We start from the raw sequence: 24,043 nt of genomic DNA on the forward strand, positions 1-24,043 counted from the left end.
AAGGCTGTGCGGAAGGGTGGAGGGACGGTTCATCGCGGTGCCGTCCCAGTGAAGTGCAGCACGCCCGCGACCACCACCACGGCGACGAGGGAGATCGGCAGGAACACCTTCCAGCCGAGCCGCATGAGCTGGTCGTAGCGATAGCGGGGCACCATGGCCTTGGCCATCGCGAACAGGAAGAACATGAAGCAGAGCTTGATGACGAACCACACCAGCCCCGGCACCCAGGTGAAGGGCGCGAACGGGATGGGCGAGAGCCAGCCGCCGAGGAACAGGATGGTCCCCATGGCGCACATGGTCATGATGGCCACGTACTCGCCCAGCATGAACAGCAGGTAGGGGGTCGAGCCGTATTCCGTCATGAAGCCCGCCACCAGCTCCGATTCCGCTTCCACGAGGTCGAAGGGCGGGCGGTTCGTCTCGGCCAGCGCCGACACGAAGAAGATGACGAACATGGGCAGCAGCGGCAGCCAGTACCAGCCGAGGAAGCCGAAGCGGCCGTTCTGCGCCTCGACAATCTCGGAGAGGTTCAGCGAGCCGGCGCACATCAGCACGGTGATGATGACGAAGCCGATGGAGACCTCGTAGGACACCATCTGCGCCGCCGAGCGGAGCGCGGCGAGGAAGGGGTACTTCGAGTTCGAAGCCCAGCCGCCCATGATGATGCCGTACACGCCGAGCGACGAGATGGCGAAGATGTAGAGCACGCCGACGTTGAGGTCCGCGATCACCCAGCCCGGCGCGATGGGCACCACCGCCCAGGCGGCGAGCGCGAGCACGCAGGTGACGAGCGGGGCGAGCAGGAAGATCGCCTTGTTGGAGCCCGACGGGATGGTCGGCTCCTTCAGCACGAACTTCAGAAGGTCGGCGAAGGATTGCAGGAGGCCGAACGGCCCCACCACGTTGGGACCGCGGCGCAGTTGCACCGCCGCCCAGATCTTGCGGTCCGCCAGCAGGATGAAGGCGATGAAGATCAGGAGCGCCACGAGCAGCGCGAGGCTCTGCCCGAGGATGATGAGCACCTGGATGAGGGTGTCCTGCCAGTTCATGTCCGCGTTTCCGTGAAGCTCGCAGCCGTCCGGTTCACCGTGCCCATCGCCTACTCCGCCGCTTCCGCCGCCGCCGCAAGGCGCAGCGCGGAGCATTCGGCCATCACGGCGGAAGCCCGCGCGATGGGGTTGGTGAGGAAGAAGTCCTCGATCACCGGCGCGAACGCCGCCTTGTCCACGCTGCCGCCGGCGCCCGCAAGGGTCGCCACCGCGCCCGCGTCCGCCACCGCCGCCTCGTCGATATGGCCGAGGTGGGGATAGGCCGAAACGAGCTGCGCGCGCAGTGCCTGCATGTTGTCGAAGGGCAGCGTCTGGCCCAGCACCTCGGACAGCGCCCGCAGGATCGCCCAGTCCTCGCGCGCCTCGCCGGGCGGGAAGGCGGCGCGGTTGGCGAACTGCACCCGGCCTTCCGTGTTCACATAGATGCCCGACTTCTCGGGATAGGCGGCGCCGGGCAGGATCACGTCCGCCCGGTGGGCGCCGCGATCGCCATGGGTGCCGAGATAGACGACGAAGGCGCCGGGGGCGACCTCCACCTCGTCCGCGCCCATCAGGAAGGCCACGTCCAGCGCGCCGGGGGCGGTCATGGCCGCAACGTCCAGCCCGCCGGGCCCGGGCACCGCGCCCACATCGAGCGCGCCGACGCGGGAAGCCGCGGTGTGCAGCACGCCGAAGCCGTTCCAGCCGTCCTTCACCGCGCCCACCGCAACCGCCACGCGGGCGGCCAGCGAGAGCACCGCCGCGCCATCCGGCCGCGCCAGCGCGCCCTGGCCGACGATGACCAGCGGCCGCTCGGCCTTGCGCAGCACGTCGCCGAAGGCGGACGAGCCGGCGAGATCGGCAAGGCTGTCGGGGCCGGCGCCGAGATAATCATAGGCGTAGGTGAGGTCCACCTTGGCGCCGATGAGGCCCACCTTCAGCCCGCCCTGGCGCCAGCGCTTGCGGATGCGCGCATTGATGACGGAGGCCTCATGACGCGGGTCGGTGCCCACGAGAAGGATGGCGTCCGCCTGCTCGATGCCGGCGATGGTGGGGTTGAACACATAGGTCGCGCGACCCAGCGCCGGATCGAGCTTCGCGCCGTCCTGGCGCGCGTCGATGTTGGCGGAGCTGAGCTTGCCCATCAGCGTCTTGAGGGCGAACACCTCTTCCACGCTGGCGAGATCGCCGACGATGGCACCGACCTTCGCGGAGGTGGTGGCCTTCACCTTGGCGGCGATGGCGGCGAACGCCTCGCCCCAGGAGGCGGCCACGAGACGTCCATCCTTGCGTACATAGGGGCGATCGAGCCGCTGGACCTTCAGGCCGTCCCACACATAGCGGGACTTGTCGGAGATCCACTCCTCGTTCACGAGGTCGTTGTTGCGCGGCAGGATGCGCATGACCTCGCGGCCACGGGTGTCGATGCGGATATTGGAGCCGACCGCATCCATGACGTCGATGGACTCGGTCTTCACCAGTTCCCACGGCCGGGCATGAAACTGGTAGGGCTTGTGGGTCAGCGCGCCCACCGGGCAGAGGTCCGCCACGTTGCCCTGCATCTCGGAGCGCATGGCGTGCTCGAGATAGGTGGTGATCTCCATGTCCTCGCCGCGGCCGATGGCGCCGAGGTCCGGCACGCCGGCAACTTCGGTGGAGAAACGCACGCAGCGGGTGCACTGGATGCACCGGTTCATGGAGGTCTTGACCAGCGGGCCGATGTATTTGTCTTCCACCGCCCGCTTGTTCTCGGCGAAGCGCGAGGTGTCCGCGCCGTAGGCCATCGCCTGGTCCTGCAGGTCGCACTCGCCGCCCTGATCGCAGATCGGGCAATCCAGCGGGTGGTTGATGAGCAGGAACTCCATCACCCCTTCGCGGGCCTTCTTCACCATGGGGCTCTTGGTGAGCACCACGGGCGGCTCGCCGTTGGGGCCGGGGCGCAGGTCCTTCACCGCCATGGCGCAGGACGCCGTGGGCTTGGGCGGACCGCCCTTCACTTCCACCAGGCACATGCGGCAGTTGCCCGCGATGGACAGCCGCTCATGGAAGCAGAAGCGCGGAATCTCGACGCCCGCCGCCTCGCACGCCTGGAGCAGCGTGTATTCGGCAGGTACATCGACCTCGGTTCCGTCGACGACGATCTTCGCCATCACTTCCACCTCACCTTGAACCGCGCCGGGCGCGGCCGGAGCCGGACGCACGGCGTCCGCTCCCTGAGACAACTCCCCTCCCCGCCCGTCGCGTCGGCGCGCCCGGCGGGGTGCTCTTCACTCCGCCGCCACCGGAACCACCGGTTCCGGATGCGGGTTGGCGGCATACTGGTCGATGCGCGCCTCGATCACATGACGATAGTGCCGGATGAGGCCCTGCACCGGCCACGCGGCGGCATCGCCAAGCGCGCAGATGGTGTGGCCCTCGATCTGGGTGGTGACTTCCAGCAGCAGGTCGATCTCGCGCTTCTGGGCGCGGCCCTCGGCCATGCGGTTGACCACCCGCCACATCCAGCCGGTGCCCTCGCGGCAGGGCGTGCACTGGCCGCAGCTCTCATGCTTGAAGAAGGCGGAGATGCGGGCGATGGCCTTGATGATGTCGGTGGACTTGTCCATCACCAGCACGCCGGCGGTGCCGAAGGACGACTTCACCGCGCGGGTGCCGTCGAAGTCCATGATGAGGTCTTCGCACTGCTCGCCGGGGATCACCGGGCAGGACGCGCCGCCGGGGATGATGCCGAGCAGATTGTCCCATCCGCCACGGATGCCGCCGCCATGCTTCTCCACGAGCTCCTTGAAGGGGATGCTCATGGCCTCCTCGATCACGCAGGGCGTGTTGACGTGGCCGGCGAGGCTGAACAGCTTGGTGCCCACGTTGTTCGGCCGGCCGATGGAGGAGAACCAGGCCGCGCCGCGCCGCAGGATGGTGGGGGCGACCGCGATGCTCTCCACGTTGTTCACCGTGGTGGGGCAGCCATAGAGGCCCATGTTCGCGGGGAACGGGGGCTTCAGGCGCGGCATGCCCTTCTTGCCCTCGAGGCTCTCCAGCAGCGCGGTCTCCTCGCCGCAGATATAGGCGCCGGCGCCGTGATGCACGTAGAGATCGAAGGGATAGCCGTGGACGTTGTCCTTGCCGATGAGGCGCGCCTCATAGGCCTGGTCCACCGCCGCCTGCAGGCGCTCGCGCTCGAAGATGTATTCGCCGCGGATGTAGATGTAGGCGGCGTGGGCGCCCATGGCGAAGGAGGCGATCAGGCAGCCCTCGATCAGCGTGTGCGGATCGTTGCGCATGATCTCCCGGTCCTTGCAGGTGCCGGGCTCGGATTCGTCGGCGTTCACCACGAGATAGTGGGGGCGGCCATCGGACTGCTTGGGCATGAAGGACCACTTCATGCCCGTGGAGAAGCCGGCGCCGCCGCGGCCGCGCAGGCCCGACGCCTTCATCTCGTTGATGATCCAGTCGCGGCCCTTCTCCAGGATGGCCTTGGTGCCGTCCCAGTTGCCACGCTTGAGGGCGCCCTGAAGACCGAAGTCGTGGAAGCCGTAGAGATTGGTGAAGATGCGGTCCTTGTCGGCGAGCATGGGCCTCACTCCTCCGGATCGCGCACGCCGGTGCCGGTCTTCACCGGCTCACGGTCGGAACCTGTAACGGACGGGCTGGAGGCCTGCGCCTCCGCGGCGACGGCCTCGCGCTTCTCGCGGGTGTCGGCGCCGTCGGCCGCCTTCTCCTGGGCCGCCGCGACGGCGCCCATGGGATCGGCCGGGCTTCCCTCGGCGGCACGGTGACGGCCGGCGGAGAGGAGATCGGGCGTCTCGGCGGTGGCCGCAGCCGGAGCCGGCGCGTCGGGCGCGGACGGCTCGGTGCCGGGCACGGTGGTGGCGAAGGCATAGAGCGCGGGATCGAGCAGCACGCGCGGGCCGCCCTCGGGCTCGGAGCCCCTGCGGGAATTCTGCGGCCCCACCTTCACCGGGCGGCCGGCGGCGAGATCGTCGAGCAGCTTCTCGAAAGTCTCGGGGGTCAGGTCTTCGTAATAATCGTCGTTGATCTGCACCATGGGCGCATTGGTGCAGGCGCCGAGGCACTCCACCTCAAGCCATGAGAAGGTGCCGTCGGCGGACACGTGCCGCTCATGGCCGATCTTCTTCTCGCAGACGTGCTTGATGGCTTCCGCGCCGCGCAGCATGCAGGGCGTGGTGCCGCACAGCTGCACGAAATACTTCCCCACCGGCTCAAGGTTGAACATGGTGTAGAAGGTGGCAATCTCCAGCACGCGGATGTTCGCCATGCCGAGGCGCTCGGCGACCGCGCGAATGGCGGGCTCGGGCAGCCAGCCGCCGGCGGCCTTCTGGGTTTCCCACAGAAGGGGCACCACGGCGCTGGCCTGCCGGCCTTCCGGATACTTGGCGATCAGCTTCTGCGCGATGGCCTCCAGCTCCGGCGGGAAGCTGAAGCTCTCGGGCTGCTCGGCGGCGAGGCGGCGGACGGACATGGTTCAGATCCCGGAAGAAGCCGCGCGCAGGCCGCACGCGAGCATCGGGCAAAGGGCGAGCGGAAGGCGGGCCATCAGCGGTCCACCTCCCCGAACACGATGTCGAGCGAGCCGAGCACCGCGGAGACGTCGGCCAGCATGTGGCCGCGATTGAGGAAGTCCATGGCCTGCAGATGCGCGAAGCCGGGAGCGCGGATCTTGCAGCGATACGGCTTGTTGGTGCCGTCCGAGACAAGATAGACGCCGAACTCGCCCTTGGGCGCTTCCACCGCGGCATACACGTCGCCTTCCGGCACGTGGAAGCCCTCGGTGTAGAGCTTGAAGTGGTGGATGAGCGCCTCCATGGAACGCTTCATCTCGGCCCGCTTCGGCGGCGCGATCTTGTGGTCCTGGGTGTGGACCGGACCGGATTCCTTCAGCAGGCGCTCGACGCACTGCTTCATGATGTAGGTGGACTGGCGCATCTCTTCCATGCGGACGAGATAGCGGTCGTAGCAATCGCCGTGCTTGCCCACCGGAATGTCGAAATCGAGTTCCGAATAGCACTCGTAGGGCTGCGAACGGCGCAGGTCCCACGCCGCGCCGGAGCCGCGCAGCACCGGGCCGGAGAAGCCCCAGGACAGCGCCTCTTCCACCGACACCACGCCGATGTCCACGGTGCGCTGCTTGAAGATGCGGTTGTTGGTGACGAGGGCGTCGAGGTCCGCCACCAGCTTCAGGAACGGGTCGCAGAAGGCGCCGATGTCTTCCACCAGCGCGCGGGGCAGGTCCTGATGGACGCCGCCCGGCCGGAAGTAGGCGGCATGCATGCGGCTGCCGGAGGCGCGCTCATAGAAGATCATGAGCTTCTCGCGCTCCTCGAAGCCCCACAAAGGCGGGGTCAGCGCGCCCACGTCCATGGCGAACGTGGTGACATTGAGGAGGTGGGAGAGCAGACGCCCGATCTCGGAATAGAGCACGCGGATGAGCTGGCCGCGCCGGGGCACCTCGATGCCCAGCAGCTTCTCCACCGCGAGGCAGAAAGCGTGCTCCTGGTTCATCGGCGCGCAATAGTCGAGCCGGTCGAAATAGGGCACGGCCTGAAGGTAGGTCTTGGCCTCGATCAGCTTCTCGGTGCCGCGGTGCAGGAGGCCGATGTGCGGGTCCACCCGCTCCACCACCTCGCCATCCAGCTCCAGCACGAGGCGCAGCACGCCGTGCGCCGCAGGATGCTGCGGGCCGAAATTGATCTGGAAGTTGCGGACCTTGTCCGCGGGCTTCATCTCGTCGGCGACATCAACCATGAGACGCTCCCTCACCCGGCCTTGGGCGGCGCGGGCGGCTGGCCCGAGGCCTTCTCGTCACCGGGCAGGACGTATTCGACGCCCTCCCACGGCGAGAGGAAGTCGAAGTTCCGGAACTCCTGCGGCAGGCGGACCGGCTCGTAGACCACGCGCTTCTGGGCGTCGTCGTAGCGCACCTCCACGAAGCCCGTGGTCGGGAAGTCCTTGCGCAGGGGGTGGCCGTCGAAGCCGTAGTCCGTCAAAAGGCGGCGCAGCTCCGGGTGGCCGGTGAACAGGATGCCGTACATGTCGTAGGCCTCCCGCTCGAACCAGTTGGCACCGGGGAAGACGCCGGTGATGGAGGGCACCGGGGTGTCCTCGTCGGTGGCGACCTTGAGGCGGATGCGGGCGTTCTGCTTCACGGAGAGCAGGTGATACACCACGTCGAACCGCTTCTCGCGGGCCGGATAGTCCACGCCGCACACGTCCACGATGCAGGTGAACAGGCAGGCGGGGTCATCCCGCAGGAAGGTCACGGCCTTGACGATCTGCGACGGCTCGATGAAGAGCGCCAGCTCGCCATAGGCGATCTCGGTGCCGGTCACCACGCCCGGCAGGGCGCCGGAGACGTGGGCGGCGAGGTCGTTGAGGGTCTCGTCCATCACACCGGCTCCCGATCAGCGCTCGATGGTGCCGATGCGGCGGATCTTCTTCTGCAGCAGCAGCACGCCATAGAGCAGCGCCTCCGCCGTGGGCGGGCAGCCCGGCACGTAGATGTCCACCGGCACGATGCGGTCGCAGCCGCGCACCACCGAATAGGAGAAGTGGTAGTAGCCGCCGCCATTGGCGCAGGAGCCCATGGAGATGACGTAGCGCGGCTCCGGCATCTGGTCGTAGACCTTGCGGAGCGCGGGGGCCATCTTGTTGGTCAGCGTGCCGGCGACGATCATCACGTCCGACTGGCGCGGCGAGGCGCGCGGCGCGAAGCCGAAGCGCTCCACGTCGTAGCGCGGCATGGACACCTGCATCATCTCCACCGCGCAGCACGCGAGGCCGAAGGTCATCCACATGAGCGAGCCGGTGCGCGCCCAGGTGATGAGGTCATCCGCCGTGGTGAGGATGAAGCCCTTGTCCGCCAGCTCGCTGTTGATCTCCTTGAAGAAGGGATCATCCGCGCCGACCGGACGGCCGGTGGAGGGATCGACGATGCCGGTGGCCGCGCGCGCGACCTCGGGCTTTGTGGCCGAAGGGGTCAGTCCCATTCCAGAGCTCCCTTGCGCCATTCGTAGATGAACCCGACGGTGAGCACGCCGAGGAAGATCATCATCGACCAGAAGCCGAGATCGCCAAGGCCACCGAAGCTGATCGCCCACGGGAAGAGGAAGGCGACCTCGAGGTCGAAGATGATGAAGAGGATGGCCACCAGATAGAAACGCGCATCGAACGTCATGCGGGCGTCGTCGAAGGCGTTGAAGCCGCACTCATAGGCGGACAGCTTTTCCGGGTCCGGATTCTGGTAGGCGACGATGAAGGGCGACACCAGCAGGGCCAGGCCGATCACCGCCGAAACGCCGATGAAGATCACCACCGGCAGATAGTCCATGAGCAACGCGTTCATCTTGCTCGCACCTCGGAGCGCTCGGTCGGTGCCATGGGCGCCGCGCTGGGGTCACCCAATCGGGTCTTAAGGAGCTAGAAACGGCTGATCGCCTGAAGCGTTACCGCGCCGCCCGGCTAGAGAAGTTCGAAACGACGCGTGAGCCTTATCGCAGCGCCAGAAGGGAGGCAAGTGCGCGGTTCGGCCAAGGTGTCATGCCATTGGTGGAGGATCGCGGGTACGCCCCCGGGCCTGTGGCGGCGGGCGCTGCCCCGCTCCTCCCGCGGCGCGGCGAAAGCTGGGCCGAAGCGGGATTGGCCGCATCGGACGGGAGGTAGATGGGGAGGGCCGCAATTCTGTGCAAGACGCGGTTGCGGGCCCCCTGTTGCAATCATGCGACACAATGCCGTGCGCAATTCCGGCATCTGCCGCATTCGCCGCGCGCCGGAGCGCTCCGGACGGAACGACCGGCGCGAGGCGAGTCGCGCCGGCCCTCGGAAGATCGGGATGCCGGGACCGAGCCCGGCACCGTCTCAGCGGTGGCCGCGGCCACCGCCCCCGCCGCGAGCCTTCCCGCCGCCGCCGACGCGCGCGCCGCCGCCCTGGAGCTTGGCGCCGCCGCCCTGTCGCGGCATCACGGCGGGCTTTCCGCCGCCGCCGCCCCGCTTGATCTGCTGGGCGCCGCCGCCGCCCGGCTTGGCGGGCTTGGCGGGTTTGGCCGCGGCGCCTCCGGCCGGACCGCCCGGCTTGCCGGCACCGCCCGCGCCGCCGGGCTTGCCGGCGCCACCAAGACCACCCGGCTGGCCGGCTCCGCCCGGTCCGCCGGGCTTCCCCGGTCCGCCGGGCTTCCCCGGACCGCCGGGACCACCGACACCACCGGGACCGCCCGGACCGCCGATACTACCGGGACCGCCGGGACCACCGGGGCCGCCGGGCTTGCCGGGGCCACCCGGCTTGCCGGCCAGCGGCTTGCCCGGATTTGGCTTCCACGGACCAACGGGGCCACCCGGCCCACCCGGACCACCCGGCCCACCCGGACCACCCGGCCCACCCGGACCACCTGGACCACCGGGACCACCCGGACCACCGGGAGGCGGCGGCCAGCCGGGATGGCCGGGACCGCCCGGCCAGCCGCCCGGCGGGCGGGGCGGCGGCGGACGCCAGCCGGGATAGCCCGGCCACGGCGGGGGATAGACCCAGCCGCGATTCCAGTTCCAGGGATTGTTCCAGGCATTGCCCACCAGCACGCCCGCCCCGAAAGCCAGCAGGCCGACGCCGGCCGCGGTGTAGATGGTGGTCGGGTCGTAGGTCGGCACATACACCGTCGTCGGGTCGGCCGAGGTGATGTAGACGACGCTGCGTCCGTCCTCCTGCTTCGTCGTCACCACCTGCTTGTCGTTGGTCTTCAGCGTGCCCGCCGCATCGGCCTTGGCGCGCAGGGTCTGGATGGCGACCGAGACATCTTCCGGCTGGCTGACGAAGGCGTAGCCGATGGACTGGGTGGCATCGAGGTTTTCATTCAGCTTGGCGACGACGGTGGGGAAGCGCGCCAGCGCCTTCACCGAGGGATCCCATGTCTTCGCGTCCACGCCCGCGAAACTGCCCTTCTTCACCGCGCTCGGATTGGCATCCAGCCAGCGCTGAAGTTGCACCAGTTCCAGCGGATAGGCGGTGGCCGGCAGCATCTGCGCGAGCAGCGTGTCGGGATAGAGCGCATAGGGCGCCAGCAGGGTTTCCAGCTCGGCGAGGCTGTAGAGCGCGGACGCCGGCGTCGCGGCGGACGCAGGCGCACCGGTCGGAGGCGGCGCGTTGGCGGGCGGCGCGGCGGCAGCTGCGGGGGGCGGGGCGGCGGGAGGTGCGGCCGGCGGAGCCGTCTGGGCCGCGGCATCCGGCGGCGGGGCCGGCGGCACGGCGGGCGGTTGGGCCGCAGGCGACTGAGCGGCCGGCGACTGAGCGGCGGGAGCCCCCGCGTCCGGCGCGCTTTGCTGGGCGAAGGCCGGATAGAGGCTCGTGGTCCAGCCGAAGGCCAGCGCCACGGCGATGCGGGACCAGCCCGCCAGTTCCCGGCGCCGCATGTTCGTGCGTGTTGATGTCAAGTCAGGGTCCTCCCCCTCGCCGGCCAGCCCGACCGCAGATCGGGCGAGGTGGCCAGATCTGGCGACCGCCGGACAAGCCGCGCCTTGACAATGCGCAAACGCGGCCCGCCCGTCTAGAGCGCGGGGCGCCTGACGAAACGCCATCGCGAGGGCCGATAACCCCTCTCTCTCATTACGTTAGAGAAAGGCAGCGTCCCCGGCGGGCGGTATCAGGCGCGCAGCGTCTCGCTCACGGCCGCGACCAGCTGCTTCAGGGAGAAGGGCTTGGGCAGGAAGGAAAAATGCTCGCTCGGCGGCAGGTTGCGGGCGAACGCCTCCTCGGCATAGCCGGAGATGAAGATCACCTTCAGCCCCGGCTCGCGGCTCCTCAGTTCCCGCAGCAGGGTTGGGCCGTCCATCTCCGGCATCACCACGTCGGAGATGACGAGATCGACGCTGCCCTCGCGCTTCATCAGCTCCAGCGCCTCGACGCCGCTGGCGGCCGCCAGCACCTCATAGCCGCGATTGGCCAGCGCCCGGCTGGCGAAGGCGCGCACGGCGTCCTCATCCTCCACCAGCAGCACGCGGCGCCCCTGCCCCGTGGTGTCGCCGGCCTTCGGCTCCGGCTCGGCGGGCTTCGGTGCCTCCTCTTCCTCGGCGCCCGCCATGTGGCGGGGCAGGAACACGCGGAAGGTGGTGCCGTGGCCGATCTCGCTGTCGGCGAGGATGGTGCCGCCGGTCTGCTGCACGATGCCATAGACCGTGGACAGGCCGAGCCCCGTGCCCTTGCCCACCTCCTTGGTGGAGAAGAAGGGCTCGAAGATCTTGTCCATGATGTCGGGCGGAATGCCGGTGCCGGTGTCGGCCACCTCCACCATCACATAGTCGCCCTCCGGCAGGCCCTGCCCATAGGCGGCGCAGCCGGCGGCCGGCACGTTGCCGGTGCGGATGGTGAGGGTGCCGCCATCGGGCATGGCATCGCGCGCGTTCACCGCGAGGTTCACGATCACCTGCTCGAACTGGTTCACGTCCACCTTCACCGGCCACAGGTCGCGCGCGTGCTCCACATCGAGCGTGATGCGCTCGCCGATGAGGCGGCGCAGCAAGGCGGCGGCGTCGGATATCACGTCGGCCAGCTCGATCACCTGCGGCCGCAGGGTCTGGCGACGGGAGAAGGCGAGCAGTTGCCGCACGAGGCCGGCGGCGCGGTTCGCATTCTGCTTGATCTGCATGATGTCCGGGAAGGACGGATCGCTCGGCCGGTGCTTGGCGAGCAGCAGGTCGCAATAGCCGATGATAGCGGTCAGCACATTGTTGAAATCGTGCGCCACGCCGCCCGCGAGGTGCCCCACGGCCTGCAGCTTCTGCGACTGGGCGAACTGCACCTCCAGCGCGCGCTGCTCCGTCATGTCGATGGCGCACAAGGCGATGTCGCCGCTGGCGCCCAGCGGCGCCGCATAGAAGCGGGCGGAGCGGGCGTTGGCGCCGGCCAGCGTCACGTCGCAGGGCGCGGGCGGCTCGCCCGCGCCGGCCGCGGCGGCGAGCAGCGCCTCGGTGCCGGAGGCATCGGCCACCAGAGCGGTGAGCGGCCGGCCGGCGGCGTCGCGGCCGAACAGCCGCTCGAAGGCCGCATTGGCGGCGCGCACCCCGCCGGAGCGGTCCACCAGCGCCATGGCCAGCGGCGCCCGGCGGAAGAACAGGTCGCCGAGGACGTCGGTAGACGTTTCCGGCGCGGAGGCGTTGGACGCGCGACCTGTCGCGCCCATGCCGGCCGAGGCCCCGAGCGCGCCCTCGACGGCATCGAGCGGAAGGGCCACGGCGCCGGTGCCATCGGCCGAGGCGGCGATGCGCAGCAGCACCGGCAGCGCGGTCCCGTCCTTGCGGCGGAGCGACGCCACCAGCGCGGCGCGACCGCCGTTCGCCTGCGCGGCGGCGAGCGCGGGCACGCTCTCGGCGGCAAGGATGCGGGCGAGCGGCATGCCGTCCGGCCCCCAGTCAGCCAGCGCGTAGCCGAGCATCCGGCAGAAGGTGAGGTTGGGGTCCACCACGCGGCCGCCGACGATGCGCAGCAGCCCGGCCGGCAATTCCTCCCACGCCGCCACCAGATCCGGCCCCGCGTAGCCTTCGGGCGCGGCGGCTGGAGCGGGGCTCGCCACTTGTAGCTTGGGCTCGGGAGCGGCAACCGGCCCGGCTACGGGAACAGGCTCCACGATGGAAGGCTCCGGCGGGCGCACCGCCGGGGCGGCCGGCAAAGGCTTCGCGACAGTGGGCGCGGAAAGGGGCGCGGCAGGAAGCGGCGCGGCAGGGAGGGCCGCAGGAAGCGCCGGAGAGAGGGCCGGCGCCGGTTCGGCCTCCGCCATGTCGACCATGCGCAGGGTCCACAGCACGCGCCGCGCGCCGCCCACGGGATGCACGGACACCTCAAGTTGCCGCGCGGTCTGGCCGCCGCCGAACGGCATGGTACTCAGATGGGCGCTGGCGCCGGCGACGGCATTCAGCAGTTCGCCCACGGTCGCCTGGCTGCCGGGAATGCGGGAAAGGAAGCGCTCGGGCAGCGGCGGCTCGGCGGTGCCTGAGCGGCACATGCGCAGATAGGCGGCATTGGCCTCGACGATGCGTTCGCCATCCTCCACCACCGCCATGGCATCTCCGGTTGCCGCAAGGGCAATGCCGCCCAGCGGATCATCCGGCTCGGCGCCCTTGAGAGCCCGCCGGGCGGCGAAGAAGAGTTCCACCACCCCCACCACGGCCAGTGCGCCTATGATGGCGGAGGGCACGCCACCCCCGTCCCGCCCGAGGATGGTGGCGCCCGCGAAGCCGCCCGCGAGCGCGAAGACGATGATGAACAGCCGGGTGCCCAGCGCCCCTGCTCCGCGCCCCCTGCGGCGCCGCCCGGCGGTGCCCTGGTCCTTCGTCTGGCGACCCCGCATGCGCTCTTTACCCATTCCGGCGACCCGTTCAGGCGATCCGCCGCCCAGATGCGTGCGGCATTCGCACGGATTTAAGGGAGAGAATCGCTGGTGACTTAAATCCTGCCACGATTATCAACAAAACCTTAGGCCCTGAGGCTCACGATGCGGTCCCGACGCGGCGAATGGCGCGTCCGGGTGCTTTGGCGTTTCGTGATAATGACGGCGTGATCGCCCAAGGGCATCGCGCATTCCAATATGGGTGCTGCAGGAGGCCGCCGACGGGCCTGCGCCCGGGGATGCGCCCTGTTCGAGGTAAGCGGAGGCATAATGCTACAGCAGATGTTCGGTACCCAGCTCGCGTTCCCGATTCGGGTGGCCGTCGCGGCCATCGTGATCGCAGCGCTGCTGGGGTTGACGGTGCTGGTGATGCGCCGCCTCGCCGCCCGTGGCACCGGAGGCGATCGTCGCGGCCGGCCCGGGCCGCGTCTTTCCGTGCTCGACAGCATCTCCGTGGACCAGCGCCGCCGCCTCGTGCTCATCCGTCGCGACGAGGTGGAGCATCTGCTGCTGATCGGCGGCAACAGCGATCTCGTGATCGAACAGAACATCGGCGCCGCCGACGCCGTGGAGGCCGCTGAAGGCCAGCCCGCCGCCGTCGCCCCGCCCCGTGAGGCGCCGACCCTCCAGCGCCCGACCCCGCGCCGCGCCCTCTCGGCTGCGCCCGTCCCCGCGACGCTGACCGCCGAGCCCGCCGCCGCCGGCCTTCCCGCCCCCGAGCCTGCCGTAACGGAAGCTGCACCCGCGCCGGCCGAGCCCCGCGAGGAGCGCCGCGCCGGCCTGTCGCGCCGTCCGCTGATGCGCGGCGACGGCACCCTGTCCGGCCGCCCCGCCGCGCGCGCCGCCGATGCCGCGCCCGAGCCTGCGGCCCGGGAGCCCGCCCGCGCCGAGGCGCCGCGCCCCGACCAGGCCCGCCTCCAAGCCCTCAAGGCCGAGTTCGCCGCCAGCACGCCCAAGATCGACTCGCCCAAGGTCGACTCGCCCAAGATCGACGCCCCCCGGATCGAGACCGCCCCTGCCGACGCCCCCAAGGTGGAGGCGCTGAAGGCCGAGCCTGAGGACGCGCCACCCGCCGTCAGCGAGGCCTCGGCGAAGCTCGAGGACCTCTCCCATCGCCTCGATGCCGCGCTCGTCCATCCCGAGCCGGCCGCTGCCGCGCCGCAGATCAGCCTGTCCGACCTCCTCGGCGATGAGCCCGCTGCCGCCGCCGAGCCGGCCCCCGCGCCGCGCGCCGAGCCGGTGATCGAGCCCCCGCCCCCGCCGCGCGGCGAAGGCCCGCTGTCGCGCTTTCTCTACCAGTCGCGCACGCGCGCCGCGGAAACGCGCGGAACGGAGCCGCGCCCCGAGCCGCGCCCGACCGATGTGCGTCCCACCGAGCCCCGCGCCCGCGTGGATGCGCCGCTGCGCACCGAGACGCCGCGCCCGGAAGCTCCGCTGCGCCCCCGGGAATTTTCCTTCCGCCCGGCCGGCGAGGGCCGTCCGCTGCCGCCGCCGGCACAGCCCCGCCGCGAGCCCCTCGCCCTGCGCGACGTGAACCGCGAGGAGGGAGCCCCCCGTCCGGACGCCGCCAGCCCGCTGCTGCGCGCGCCCTCCCCGACTGCGACTCCGGTCTCCACGGACATCGCTGCGCCCGTGATCCACGCGCCGGCGCCGTCCATCACCGCCCCGGTCCAGCCGGCTCCTGCCGTCGCCGCCCCCTCCGCCGGGGACGCGCCGAACGTCGAGCCGGAGACGCCGCGCGATCCGCTGGACGATTTCGACGCCGAGATGGCGAGCCTGCTCGGCCGCACCAACGCGCGCAGCCGCTGACCCCTTCGCAGGGTACCAGACGCAAGAAGGCCGGCGGAGCGATGGCTCCGCCGGCCTTCTTCATAGGTGCGAACGCGCCGCCGGAAGGGGCGGCCGGAACATTGGATCAGTCGTCGCGATAGACCCGCTCGCGCCGCTCATGACGCTCCTGGGCCTCCACCGAGAGGGTGGCGATGGGCCGGGCCTCGAGGCGCTTCAGCGAGATGGGCTCGCCGGTGTCCTCGCAATAGCCGTAGGAGCCGTCCTCGATCCGCAGGAGCGCCGCGTCGATCTTGGCGATCAGCTTGCGCTGGCGGTCGCGGGCGCGCAGCTCGATGGAGCGATCGGTTTCGGACGAGGCCCGGTCCGCAAGATCCGGGTGATTCTGGTTCTCGTCCTGAAGGTGCTGCAGGGTCTCGCGGGCCTCCTTCAGGATGTCGTCCTTCCAACGCAGCAGCTTGATGCGAAAATATTCGCGCTGCCGGTCGTTCATGAAGGGCTCGTCCTCACGGGGCCGATAGTCCTCGTCGATTTGGATCGACATCAGCAAGGTCCTCGATATGCGTCGCTCTGCCGTCGAAGCCCGACGCGAAAGGCGGATCGTGCCCATCCGGCCTTGCGTGGCGCCGAGTCCCGATGGCGAACTCCCCGTCACGGAACTTAAGGGCTGCCGCCCCAGCGTGCGGGCCGGCGGAGCCGACCTTTCGGCCAGGAGGACGCCCCTTGGTCGCCGCGCTTATATCGACGCCTTGGGGTTACGACAACCGGCATATCCGATCCCGTCCGCCTGCGCGCACCGGTTTCGACGCGGCCCGGATGCACCCTCGCGCGCGCCCCCCGTTCCGGCGCGCCCCTTGACGGATGGTCGCGGGGTGCCGACCTTGCTGCGGCGCGAGAGAGCGCGGGAAGGAACACGTCTCATGCGGTTCGAGGGCACGAAGAGCTATGTGGCCACCGACGACCTGAAGGTCGCCGTCAACGCGGCCCTCGTCCTCGAACGACCGCTGCTCATCAAAGGTGAACCGGGTACGGGAAAAACCGTTCTGGCGCAGGAGGTTGCGGCGGCGCTCGGGGCGCCCTTGATCGAGTGGCACGTCAAGTCCACCACCAAGGCGCAGCAAGGCCTCTACGAATACGACGCCGTGGCGCGCCTGCGCGACAGCCAGCTCGGCGACCCCAAGGTCCACGACATCGCCAATTACATCCGCAAGGGCAAGCTGTGGACCGCCTTCTCCTCGGACCAGCGGCCGGTGCTGCTGATCGACGAGGTGGACAAGGCGGATATCGAGTTTCCCAACGATTTGCTGCAGGAACTCGACCGCATGGAGTTCCACGTCTACGAGACGGGCGAGCAGGTGAAGGCGGCGCAGCGCCCCCTCGTCATCATCACCTCCAACAACGAGAAGGAGCTGCCGGACGCCTTCCTGCGCCGCTGCTTCTTCCACTACATCCGCTTTCCCGATCCCGAGACCATGCGGGCCATCGTCGAGGTCCACTTCCCCGGCATCAAGCAGCGGCTGGTGGGCGAGGCCCTGCGCATCTTCTATGAGTTGCGCGACGTGCCGGGGCTGAAGAAGAAGCCATCCACCTCCGAGCTGATCGACTGGCTCAAGCTGCTGATGGCCGAGGACATCGAGCTTGAGACCCTGCGCGAGAGGGACGTGCGCAAGGCCATTCCCCCGCTCGCCGGGGCTCTGCTGAAGAACGAGCAGGACGTGCATATGTTCGAGCGCCTCGCCTTTCTCGCCCGGCGGGAGCAGCGCTGACCCATGGATGCGACGCAGATCCTCGTCGCCCTCCTCGTCATCGGCGCGCCGCTGGCGCTGTTCCTCAGCCTGCGCGGCGGCGGCAAGGCGGCAGCCGGGAAGGCGGATTCCGTCAGGCCGAATGCCAAGCCGGACCCCACGCTGAACCGGGCGAAGCCGCCGGCCGATTACGGCCTCGGCCGCGAGGACTCCCCTGCCCCCGCGGCATCGGCTGCGAACACCGAGCCGGACAGTGCCAATGCGCAGCGGGCCGCTGCGGCTGCGGCAGTCGGTGGCGCGCTCATCATCGCGGCTGGTTATTCCGCCCATCACCATTCAGGCGAGGCGGGGGGCGAATCTCCCCATGTGGGCCACAGCGGCGGTGGGCCTGATTCCGGCGACGGCGGCGGCTCGGGCGACGGGGGTGGGGGAGACGGCGGTGGCGGCGAATAGCGTCTTCCTGCGCCTCATCGGAGACGATACTTAGCTAAATTACGAAGTTTTCCTTGCAGCCCTGTTCTGCACCTCTATGCTTAGCCACATGGCTAAGCATGATCCCGATCTCTCCCTGCTCTTCCACGCGCTGGCCGATCCGACCCGCCGGTCGATCCTGACGCGCCTTGCCGAGGGGCCGGCGGCGGTGACGGATCTTGCCGGCCCCACCGGGCTGCGCCTGCCGACCGTGATGCGACATCTGTCCGTGCTGGAGGAAGCCGGGCTGATCGCCACCACCAAGGACGGGCGGGTGCGCACCTGCGCCATCCGTCCGGAGGCGCTGGAGCCCGCCCGCACCTGGCTCGACGCACAGCGCGCGCTCTGGGAGGCCCGGCTGGACCGGCTGGATGCCTTCGTGACCAACGCGATGAAGGGAGGAAAAGAATGACCCCGACGGACCAGCCCGGCCGTTTCGCCACGTTGACCTTCACCCGCGAGGTCGCCGCGCCGCTCGCGACCCTCTGGCAGGCCTGGACCGCCCCGGCCGCGCGGGCGGTGTGGGCCGCGCCCACGCCCGCCGTCACGGTGGAATTCTTGGAGGCGGACACGCGCGTGGGCAGCCGCGAGGTGTCGCTCTGCAAGGTCGAGGGCCAGCCGGACATCCGGTGCGAGTGCGGCTGGCTGGCGCTGGCGCCCTCGGCACGCAGCGTGAACTATGAGGTGGTCTCCACCGAGGGCGTCCCGCAATCGGCGGCGCTGGTGACGGCCGATTTCTCCGGCGACGGCGAACGCAGCCGGCTGGTGGTGACCGTCCAGCTCTCAGCCCTCGCCGCCGACATGGAGGCGGGATACCGGGAGGGCTTTGACGCCGGCCTCGGCCATCTCGCTGCCGTAGCCACCCGCACCATGGTGCTGGAGCGGGTCATCAAGGCACCCCGCTCGGCTGTCTGGGGCGCGTGGATGGACCCCGCCTCGCTGCCGCAATGGTGGGGGCCGGAAGGCTTCTCCTGCCGCACCACGCGCATCGATCTCCGGCAGGGCGGCGAGTGGGTGTTCGACATGATCGGGCCGGACGGCACCGTCTTTCCCAACCACCATCTCTACCGGGAGGTGCGGGCGCAGGAGCGGATCGCCTATGCCCTGCTCTGGGGCGAGAACGGCCCGAAGCATGCCGATGCCTGGGCCACTTTCGAGGAGCAGGACGGAGCGACCAAGGTCACGCTGGGCATGGTGTTCAGCACGGCGGCCGAGTTCCAGACCGCCAGGGGCTTCGGCGCCGAGGCGCTGGGCCAGCAGACGCTGGCGAAGCTGGAACGGCGCGTAACGTCGGGCTGAGGATCAGCCCGCAACCTTCGCGGCGAAATCCGTCACCACCAGGCCTTGCCGATGTTGAAGGTGTAGCTGAGGGAGACGCCAGCGGTGAACTGGTTGGCGTCGCTGGTCAGCGGCGAGGAGCCGGCGTCGCCGATCAGGCGGCCGTAGCCGCCGAACACGCCTGTCTCGAAGCCGTTGCGGAAATTGTAGGTGAGCTGCGCCACCGCGCCCACCATGTCGAAGCCCGCCGAGGCGTTGTAGATGGGCAGCGGATTGTTGAGCGCCGTGGCCAGCACCGACTGCACCGGCGTGACGCCGAAATAGGCGCTCATGTAGCCCGCGCCGCCATAGGTGAGGCGGGGGCCGACGGCGAAGCGCCACTGGCCGTAGGGCAGGATCACGTCCGCGCCCAGCAGGCCGCGGATGCCGTCGAAGCCGCCAACGCCGTAGCGCAGCTCGGCGCGGGTGCGCAGCCAGTCGGTGATGTACCACTCGGCGAAGGCGCCCGCTTCCAGCGAGGCATCGATGTTGCCAAGGCCGGTGAGACGATACGAATCGTCGGAATCCCGGCCCCAGTCGATGCGGCCCACGGCACCGATGCGGAAATTGCCGGTGTCGAAGAGCGCGAAGGACGGGTTGTCGTCCACGCTGCGGAAGACGTTGAGCTGGCTCGCCTTGCGGATGGAGAAGATGAGGCCGGGCCGGAAGGAATAATTGTCGGCACCCGGGTAGCTCGGGTCCGCCGAGACGGACCCGCCGATGGTCAGGTACCAGTCCTCATTGGCCGAGGGCGGGACGGGCGTGGCCGGCGGCGGCGTGAACAGGTCGCCCGCATGCGCGAGGCCGCACGCTCCCCCGGCGAGCACCGTGGCGAGGAGGAGGGAACGCAGCTGCGGGAAAACGACCATCGGGCGACCTCTGAAAGAACCTGCGGCCACCCTGCGGCCGTGCGGCTTTACGAATTGCCAAAACCGGGGCAACGGCGCACGGCAATAAAGCCGGCAAATCCGCCTGTGCAAAGTGAGGGTTAACCAAGCGTTGGGTCAAGGCCGGCGGAACGATCCCTGCCGCGCGTTGCAGATCGGCCACGCCCAGAGCGCGATCCGATCAAATTGAATCAATTTGATCGGTGAATCGCCCTCTCATTCCAAGTCAGAGAACGCATTATCCGATCTGATAGCGATGTAATCAGACCGGCGCGTGCTCTGCCGTCAAGCCCGGCTCACGTCAGGATGCGCGGCGCCGCCGGCTGATGAAGACGGCGATGGCGACGCCCACCAGCGAGGCCGCGAGGCCGTACCAGGTGAGCGCATATTCCAGATGCCGGTTGGGAAAGGCGATGCGCGTGCCCCCGCCCATGGGCAGGCCGCCGGGCACCGGCGTCGCATCGGCATCGATCAGGAACGGCGCGGCGCCCGCGACGCCCCGGGCTGCGGCGATCTCGGCCGGCTCCATGCGGTAGAAGCTGCCGCGCGCCGGATCATTGGCCGGCACGAACCAGCTCGCCTCCTCCGGGAAGCGCAGCAGGCCGATCACCTCCACCTCTCCGGTCACCTGCCCTTCCGCGCGCGTCGCCGGATCGCGCCGGTCGGCCGGGACGAAGCCGCGATTGACGAGGATGGGCGGGCCGTCGCGGCGAATCAGAGGCGTCACCACCAGGAAGCCCTGCCCCTTCACCGGGCCGGACGCCTCATCGCCGCGCACCGTGTAGACGAGCGCTTCCCTGGCATGATCGAAAGTGCCCCGCACCTTGACCCGGCGGTATTCGTCTGCCTCGCGAGTCAGCGCCTGCCATTGGGCGGGGGGCGGCACGTCCGTCGGGGCGGCGTTGACGCGCGCCTCGACGCGGGTGAGCAGCGCCTCCTTCCAGGCGAGGCGATTGAGCTGCCACGTGCCGAGGCCGATGAGCACGGCAAAGGCGGCGCAGGCGAGGACGAAGAGAACGAGGCCCCGCCCGCGCGGTGCAGGCGACGATGTCGGCGAAGGCACGGGGGAAGTCGGCGTGCCGGTCACTGGCCGGACTGATCCAGCCGGCCCTCGGAGGCCTTGTTGCGATACTGCAGCGCCACCATCAGCGCCTTCAGCGGCCGCAGCAGGCCGAGGGTGACGACGAGGATGGCCGGGATCCACAGCAGGGCATGCACCCACAGGGGCGGCTCGAACTTCACCTCCACCCAGAAGGCCAGCCCCACCACGATGAAGCCGGCGAACAGGATGACGAACACCGCCGGGCCGTCGCCGGCATCGGCGAAGTCATAATCGAGGCCGCACGAAGTGCAGGCGGGCGCGAGGTCCAGGAAGCCCTTGAACAGGGGTCCACGGCCGCAGCGCGGGCAGCGGCAGGAGAGCCCCGCCGCCAAGGGGGAAACCGGCGCGTGATAGGGATCGAGCGTCATGGGGCACCTCCGGTGCCGAAATGCGAAGGCCGGCGCATGGGTGCGCCGGCCTGGTGCTTGTCTCTGGCGCGAAGGGCCTTCGGATCAGGCGTGTCCGCCCTGCGCCCACACGTAGATGAAGGTGAACAGGAACAGCCACACCACGTCCACGAAGTGCCAATACCAGGCGGCCGCCTCGAAGCCGAAATGCTTCTGGGGGGTGAAGTCGCCCATGTAGGTGCGCATCAGGCAGACGGCGAGGAAGATGGTGCCGACGATCACATGGAAGCCGTGGAAGCCGGTCGCCATGAAGAAGGTCGCGCCATAGATGTTGCCCGAGAAGTGGAAATGGGCGTGGTAATACTCGTAGGCCTGGCACATGGAGAACAGGACGCCGAGGATCACCGTGCACCACAGGCCCCACTTGAGGCCCTGGCGGTCGCCATGCACCAGCGCGTGGTGCGCCCAGGTCACCGTCGTGCCCGAGGTCAGCAGGATCAGCGTGTTGAGCAGCGGCAGGTGCCAGGGATCGAGGCTCTCGATGCCCTTGGGCGGCCACATGCCGCCGGTGAATTCCATGCGCTGGAAGTTGATGGCCTCGCCGGCGAACAGCGACGCATCGAAGAAGGCCCAGAACCAGGCGACGAAGAACATCACCTCGGAGGCGATGAACAGGATCACGCCGTAGCGCAGGCCGAGCACCACGACGCGGGTGTGGAAGCCCGCGCGGCTCTCGCGGATCACGTCCCGCCACCAGCCGAACATGGTGTAGAGCACGCCGAGGAAGCCGACGATCATGACGAGCGAGGTGCCGCCATGCATCCACACCACGGCGCCCGAGGTGAGGATCAGCGCCGCGACCGAGCCGATGATCGGCCACGGGCTCGGGTCCACGACGTGGTAATCGTGCTTCTTGATATGTACGTCGGCCATGGCGAACCGGCCTCCCCTTTTCCCTGTCTCGTCCCGCCCGCCCGGCGTCACGCCGGGGAGCCTATTGCTGTCCAGAACGGCGACGCCGCCCTGATGTCATGCCCCGTGGGGCGGTGATCGTTCGCGCCCTAGAGGGGCTTGCGCGTGCCGTCCGCGTCGACGCCGACCTTGCCCGGCTTGTCCGCGCGGACTTTGCTCAGCGCGTCCGCGTCGGCGCGGACCTGCGGCCTGTCCGGCTTCGCGGGGAAGAACGTGTAGGATAAGGTGATGTCCTTCAGCGTCTTCAGGTCGGGGTCGTCGGCAATGGCGGGGTCCACGTAGAATACCACCGGCATGTCCATCTTCTCGCGGCCGGCCAGCGTCTGCTCCTCGAAGCAGAAGCATTGCAGCTTCACGAAATAGGCGCCGGCCTGGGGCGGCGACACGTTGTAGGTGGCGTTGGCGCGGGTGTCGTCGGCGGAGCGGTTCAGCGCCGTGTAATGGGCGAGGCTCGTGGCGCCGATCTTCACATTCATCTCGCGCTCGACGGGCGCGAAGGTCCACGGCAGGCCGGGCGAGACGTTGGCGTCGAAGCGGATTGTGATCTCGCGCTCAAGCGGCGCGGCGGTGGGTGTCGCGCCGACGCGGGTGGCGCCGCCGAAGCCGGTGAGCGAGCAGAACATGGCGTAGAGCGGCACGGAGGCGTAGGTCACGCCCACCATGGCGGCAATGAAGCCGACGCACGCGGCCGCCACCACCCAATGTCGGGCGGCGCGGGGGGCGTTCTCGGCCATCTTGTCGTTCGCCTTGTCCATTCCTCGTCCTCGCGTCCGGTCTCTCCTGCGAGAGAAGTCGCCCCCGGACCCCATCCTCTGCCTGTCCCCGAATGCCCCTGCCCTACAGCGGGCGGTTGAGCACGTTGGGACCGAGCTTCACGATCGTCACCACGTAGAACAGCAGCGCCAGGAACCCCAGCACGGAGGCGATGGCGATGTTGCGCGCCCGCCGCCGCTTCAGCTGCTCCGGCGTCAGCACCACGCCTTCCTCCTTGGGAGGGCGCGGCTTTTCCTTCTTTTCACCGCTCATCGCAGCAGGCCGCCGATGACCGCCTCGCCGAGCAGCGTCGCGAACAATGCAAACAGATACACGATGGAAAATCCGAACAGGCCCTTGGCCGCCTTCACCGCCGCCTCGCCCTCACGCACGCGGAAGACGCGCACGGCGAGGACGATCATCCATGCCCCGGCCAGCACCGAGACCGCGCCATAGGCGAGGCCGGCGTAGCCAAGGAAGGCGGGGCTGGCGGCGAGCGGCACCAGGAACAGGGTGTAGAGCAGGATCTGGAGGCGGGTCTCGTCCGGCCCTGCCGTCACCGGCAGCATGGGCACGCCGGCGCGGGCATAGTCGTCGGCCCGGTAGAGCGCCAGCGCCCAGAAGTGCGGCGGCGTCCAGAAGAAGATGATGGCGAACAGCAGCACCGGCTCCAGCGACACCGTGCCGGACGCGGCGGCCCAGGCGACCAGCGGCGGGAAGGCGCCAGCGGCGCCGCCGATGACGATGTTCTGCGAGGTCGAGCGCTTCAGCCACATGGTGTAGATCACCACGTAGAAGAAGATAGTGAAGGCGAGCAGCGCCCCGGCGAGCGCATTGACCAGCAGGCCGAGCACCACCACCGAGAAGGCGGAGAGGGTGAGGCCAAAGGCCAGGGCCTCGTGCCCGGTGACGCGGCCGGACGGCACCGGACGGCCGCGCGTGCGGGTCATCACGGCGTCGATGTCGGCATCCCACCACATGTTGAGGGCGCCGGAAGCGCCCGCGCCGACGGCGATGCAGAGCAGGGCCGTGAAGGCGATGACGGGGTGCACATCGCCCGGTGCGCGCACGAGGCCGACCAGCGCCGTGAAGATCACCAGCGACATCACGCGCGGCTTCAGGAGCTCGAAATAATCGCGCGGAGCCGCCAGCCCCTCGCCGGCCGACGCGACCGTGCCCGACGCCAAAGCGTAGGGGTCGGTTCCGGTCAGGCTGGCACGCTCGTCACTCATTCGGTTACTCCGGACGTC

Annotated in this window: 23 protein-coding genes; 5 read left to right on the plus strand and 18 right to left on the minus strand. The window is 69.5% G+C overall.

The genetic code is table 11. The annotated features are described in order from the left end of the window. Positions 1-29 precede the first annotated feature (29 nt). From nuoH to J2126_RS01855, 10 genes are all read right to left on the minus strand, one after another. Complete coding sequence (nuoH, locus tag J2126_RS01810) at positions 30-1,049, minus strand: NADH-quinone oxidoreductase subunit NuoH (protein WP_209483418.1); 1,020 nt, start codon at positions 1,047-1,049, stop codon at positions 30-32. Between the two features lie 50 nt (positions 1,050-1,099). Then, positions 1,100-3,178, minus strand: a complete 2,079-nt coding sequence (gene nuoG, locus J2126_RS01815; protein ID WP_209489744.1) for an NADH-quinone oxidoreductase subunit NuoG — start codon at positions 3,176-3,178, stop codon at positions 1,100-1,102. A gap of 117 nt (positions 3,179-3,295) precedes the next feature. Further along, on the minus strand, positions 3,296-4,600 hold the full coding sequence (gene nuoF, locus J2126_RS01820; protein WP_029558860.1) for an NADH-quinone oxidoreductase subunit NuoF: 1,305 nt from the start codon (positions 4,598-4,600) through the stop codon (positions 3,296-3,298). Positions 4,601-4,605: 5 nt separating this feature from the next. Next, entirely contained in the window at positions 4,606-5,508 is a 903-nt protein-coding gene (gene nuoE, locus J2126_RS01825) for an NADH-quinone oxidoreductase subunit NuoE (protein ID WP_245327177.1), read from the minus strand. Positions 5,509-5,582: 74 nt separating this feature from the next. Next, positions 5,583-6,770: an NADH-quinone oxidoreductase subunit D gene (locus tag J2126_RS01830; RefSeq protein ID WP_209489746.1), complete on the minus strand. Its 1,188-nt coding sequence runs from the start codon at positions 6,768-6,770 to the stop codon at positions 5,583-5,585. 32 nt (positions 6,771-6,802) lie between these two features. Beyond that, entirely contained in the window at positions 6,803-7,432 is a 630-nt protein-coding gene (locus J2126_RS01835) for an NADH-quinone oxidoreductase subunit C (RefSeq protein WP_209483420.1), read from the minus strand. A 15-nt stretch (positions 7,433-7,447) separates the two neighbouring features. Then, on the minus strand, positions 7,448-8,032 hold the full coding sequence (locus tag J2126_RS01840) for a NuoB/complex I 20 kDa subunit family protein (RefSeq protein WP_209483421.1): 585 nt from the start codon (positions 8,030-8,032) through the stop codon (positions 7,448-7,450). Further along, on the minus strand, positions 8,023-8,388 hold the full coding sequence (locus tag J2126_RS01845; protein WP_209483424.1) for an NADH-quinone oxidoreductase subunit A: 366 nt from the start codon (positions 8,386-8,388) through the stop codon (positions 8,023-8,025). Before J2126_RS01845 ends, J2126_RS01840 begins: the two co-directional genes overlap by 10 nt. Before the next feature lie 512 nt (positions 8,389-8,900). Beyond that, positions 8,901-10,463 carry a DUF3300 domain-containing protein gene (locus tag J2126_RS25570; protein WP_281066328.1) on the minus strand — a complete coding sequence of 521 codons (1,563 nt, stop codon included), beginning with the start codon at positions 10,461-10,463 and terminating at the stop codon, positions 8,901-8,903. A 209-nt stretch (positions 10,464-10,672) separates the two neighbouring features. After that, entirely contained in the window at positions 10,673-13,372 is a 2,700-nt protein-coding gene (locus tag J2126_RS01855; protein ID WP_245327178.1) for a hybrid sensor histidine kinase/response regulator, read from the minus strand. A 309-nt stretch (positions 13,373-13,681) separates the two neighbouring features. Between J2126_RS01855 and J2126_RS01860 the strand changes: the two genes are divergently transcribed. Then, the gene (locus J2126_RS01860; protein ID WP_209483426.1) at positions 13,682-15,220 is read left to right on the plus strand and encodes a flagellar biosynthetic protein FliO; all 1,539 of its coding nucleotides are present in this window, start codon (positions 13,682-13,684) and stop codon (positions 15,218-15,220) included. Between the two features lie 106 nt (positions 15,221-15,326). Here the strand turns inward: J2126_RS01860 and dksA are convergent, their stop codons facing one another. Then, positions 15,327-15,743 (minus strand): RNA polymerase-binding protein DksA, encoded by a 417-nt coding sequence (gene dksA, locus J2126_RS01865; protein WP_209483428.1) that lies wholly within the window; start codon positions 15,741-15,743, stop codon positions 15,327-15,329. Between the two features lie 376 nt (positions 15,744-16,119). Between dksA and J2126_RS01870 the strand changes: the two genes are divergently transcribed. The 4 genes from J2126_RS01870 (at position 16,120) to J2126_RS01885 (ending at position 18,714) form a co-directional block, all read left to right on the plus strand. Beyond that, the gene (locus J2126_RS01870) at positions 16,120-16,965 is read left to right on the plus strand and encodes an AAA family ATPase (protein ID WP_209483431.1); all 846 of its coding nucleotides are present in this window, start codon (positions 16,120-16,122) and stop codon (positions 16,963-16,965) included. A 3-nt stretch (positions 16,966-16,968) separates the two neighbouring features. Beyond that, complete coding sequence (locus J2126_RS01875) at positions 16,969-17,397, plus strand: hypothetical protein (RefSeq protein ID WP_209483433.1); 429 nt, start codon at positions 16,969-16,971, stop codon at positions 17,395-17,397. Positions 17,398-17,485: 88 nt separating this feature from the next. After that, positions 17,486-17,827: an ArsR/SmtB family transcription factor gene (locus J2126_RS01880; RefSeq protein ID WP_209483435.1), complete on the plus strand. Its 342-nt coding sequence runs from the start codon at positions 17,486-17,488 to the stop codon at positions 17,825-17,827. Then, positions 17,824-18,714, plus strand: coding sequence for an SRPBCC family protein (locus J2126_RS01885; RefSeq protein WP_209483438.1), 891 nt, complete (start codon positions 17,824-17,826; stop codon positions 18,712-18,714). The genes J2126_RS01880 and J2126_RS01885 overlap by 4 nt, the downstream gene beginning before the upstream one ends. A 32-nt stretch (positions 18,715-18,746) precedes the next feature. Here the strand turns inward: J2126_RS01885 and J2126_RS01890 are convergent, their stop codons facing one another. The 7 genes from J2126_RS01890 to J2126_RS01920 form a co-directional block, all read right to left on the minus strand. Further along, a complete protein-coding gene (locus tag J2126_RS01890) occupies positions 18,747-19,601 on the minus strand; it encodes a MipA/OmpV family protein (RefSeq protein ID WP_209483439.1) in 855 nt (284 codons plus the stop codon). A gap of 319 nt (positions 19,602-19,920) precedes the next feature. Beyond that, positions 19,921-20,682, minus strand: coding sequence for an SURF1 family protein (locus J2126_RS01895; RefSeq protein WP_209483442.1), 762 nt, complete (start codon positions 20,680-20,682; stop codon positions 19,921-19,923). Positions 20,683-20,702: 20 nt separating this feature from the next. After that, positions 20,703-21,089 carry a DUF983 domain-containing protein gene (locus J2126_RS01900; protein ID WP_209483444.1) on the minus strand — a complete coding sequence of 129 codons (387 nt, stop codon included), beginning with the start codon at positions 21,087-21,089 and terminating at the stop codon, positions 20,703-20,705. Between the two features lie 84 nt (positions 21,090-21,173). Then, complete coding sequence (locus J2126_RS01905) at positions 21,174-22,001, minus strand: cytochrome c oxidase subunit 3 (RefSeq protein WP_209483446.1); 828 nt, start codon at positions 21,999-22,001, stop codon at positions 21,174-21,176. A gap of 128 nt (positions 22,002-22,129) precedes the next feature. Beyond that, positions 22,130-22,795, minus strand: a complete 666-nt coding sequence (locus tag J2126_RS01910; RefSeq protein ID WP_209483449.1) for a cytochrome c oxidase assembly protein — start codon at positions 22,793-22,795, stop codon at positions 22,130-22,132. Between the two features lie 82 nt (positions 22,796-22,877). Beyond that, positions 22,878-23,066: a hypothetical protein gene (locus tag J2126_RS01915; protein WP_209483451.1), complete on the minus strand. Its 189-nt coding sequence runs from the start codon at positions 23,064-23,066 to the stop codon at positions 22,878-22,880. Next, on the minus strand, positions 23,063-24,025 hold the full coding sequence (locus J2126_RS01920) for a heme o synthase (protein ID WP_209483453.1): 963 nt from the start codon (positions 24,023-24,025) through the stop codon (positions 23,063-23,065). The genes J2126_RS01915 and J2126_RS01920 overlap by 4 nt, the downstream gene beginning before the upstream one ends. Between the last annotated feature and the right edge of the window lie 18 nt (positions 24,026-24,043).

Origin of the sequence: Xanthobacter flavus, assembly GCF_017875275.1 — a bacterium.
Taxonomy (GTDB): domain Bacteria; phylum Pseudomonadota; class Alphaproteobacteria; order Rhizobiales; family Xanthobacteraceae; genus Xanthobacter; species Xanthobacter flavus_A.

Bases quoted from the DNA above. Each gene is read 5' to 3' on its own strand.
- nuoF (WP_029558860.1), bottom strand. From the start codon at position 4,600: ATGCTCGCCGACAAGGACCGCATCTTCACCAATCTCTACGGCTTCCAC.
- nuoH (WP_209483418.1), bottom strand. From the start codon at position 1,049: ATGAACTGGCAGGACACCCTCATCCAGGTGCTCATCATCCTCGGGCAG.
- J2126_RS01855 (WP_245327178.1), bottom strand. From the start codon at position 13,372: ATGCGGGGTCGCCAGACGAAGGACCAGGGCACCGCCGGGCGGCGCCGC.
- J2126_RS01920 (WP_209483453.1), bottom strand. From the start codon at position 24,025: ATGAGTGACGAGCGTGCCAGCCTGACCGGAACCGACCCCTACGCTTTG.
- J2126_RS01860 (WP_209483426.1), top strand. From the start codon at position 13,682: ATGCTACAGCAGATGTTCGGTACCCAGCTCGCGTTCCCGATTCGGGTG.
- J2126_RS01905 (WP_209483446.1), bottom strand. From the start codon at position 22,001: ATGGCCGACGTACATATCAAGAAGCACGATTACCACGTCGTGGACCCG.
- nuoG (WP_209489744.1), bottom strand. From the start codon at position 3,178: ATGGCGAAGATCGTCGTCGACGGAACCGAGGTCGATGTACCTGCCGAA.
- J2126_RS01830 (WP_209489746.1), bottom strand. From the start codon at position 6,770: ATGAAGCCCGCGGACAAGGTCCGCAACTTCCAGATCAATTTCGGCCCG.
- J2126_RS01875 (WP_209483433.1), top strand. From the start codon at position 16,969: ATGGATGCGACGCAGATCCTCGTCGCCCTCCTCGTCATCGGCGCGCCG.
- J2126_RS01910 (WP_209483449.1), bottom strand. From the start codon at position 22,795: ATGGACAAGGCGAACGACAAGATGGCCGAGAACGCCCCCCGCGCCGCC.
- dksA (WP_209483428.1), bottom strand. From the start codon at position 15,743: ATGTCGATCCAAATCGACGAGGACTATCGGCCCCGTGAGGACGAGCCC.
- J2126_RS01845 (WP_209483424.1), bottom strand. From the start codon at position 8,388: ATGAACGCGTTGCTCATGGACTATCTGCCGGTGGTGATCTTCATCGGC.
- J2126_RS01870 (WP_209483431.1), top strand. From the start codon at position 16,120: ATGCGGTTCGAGGGCACGAAGAGCTATGTGGCCACCGACGACCTGAAG.
- J2126_RS01900 (WP_209483444.1), bottom strand. From the start codon at position 21,089: ATGACGCTCGATCCCTATCACGCGCCGGTTTCCCCCTTGGCGGCGGGG.
- J2126_RS01890 (WP_209483439.1), bottom strand. From the start codon at position 19,601: ATGGTCGTTTTCCCGCAGCTGCGTTCCCTCCTCCTCGCCACGGTGCTC.
- nuoE (WP_245327177.1), bottom strand. From the start codon at position 5,508: ATGTCCGTCCGCCGCCTCGCCGCCGAGCAGCCCGAGAGCTTCAGCTTC.
- J2126_RS01885 (WP_209483438.1), top strand. From the start codon at position 17,824: ATGACCCCGACGGACCAGCCCGGCCGTTTCGCCACGTTGACCTTCACC.
- J2126_RS01880 (WP_209483435.1), top strand. From the start codon at position 17,486: ATGGCTAAGCATGATCCCGATCTCTCCCTGCTCTTCCACGCGCTGGCC.
- J2126_RS01915 (WP_209483451.1), bottom strand. From the start codon at position 23,066: ATGAGCGGTGAAAAGAAGGAAAAGCCGCGCCCTCCCAAGGAGGAAGGC.
- J2126_RS01840 (WP_209483421.1), bottom strand. From the start codon at position 8,032: ATGGGACTGACCCCTTCGGCCACAAAGCCCGAGGTCGCGCGCGCGGCC.
- J2126_RS01835 (WP_209483420.1), bottom strand. From the start codon at position 7,432: ATGGACGAGACCCTCAACGACCTCGCCGCCCACGTCTCCGGCGCCCTG.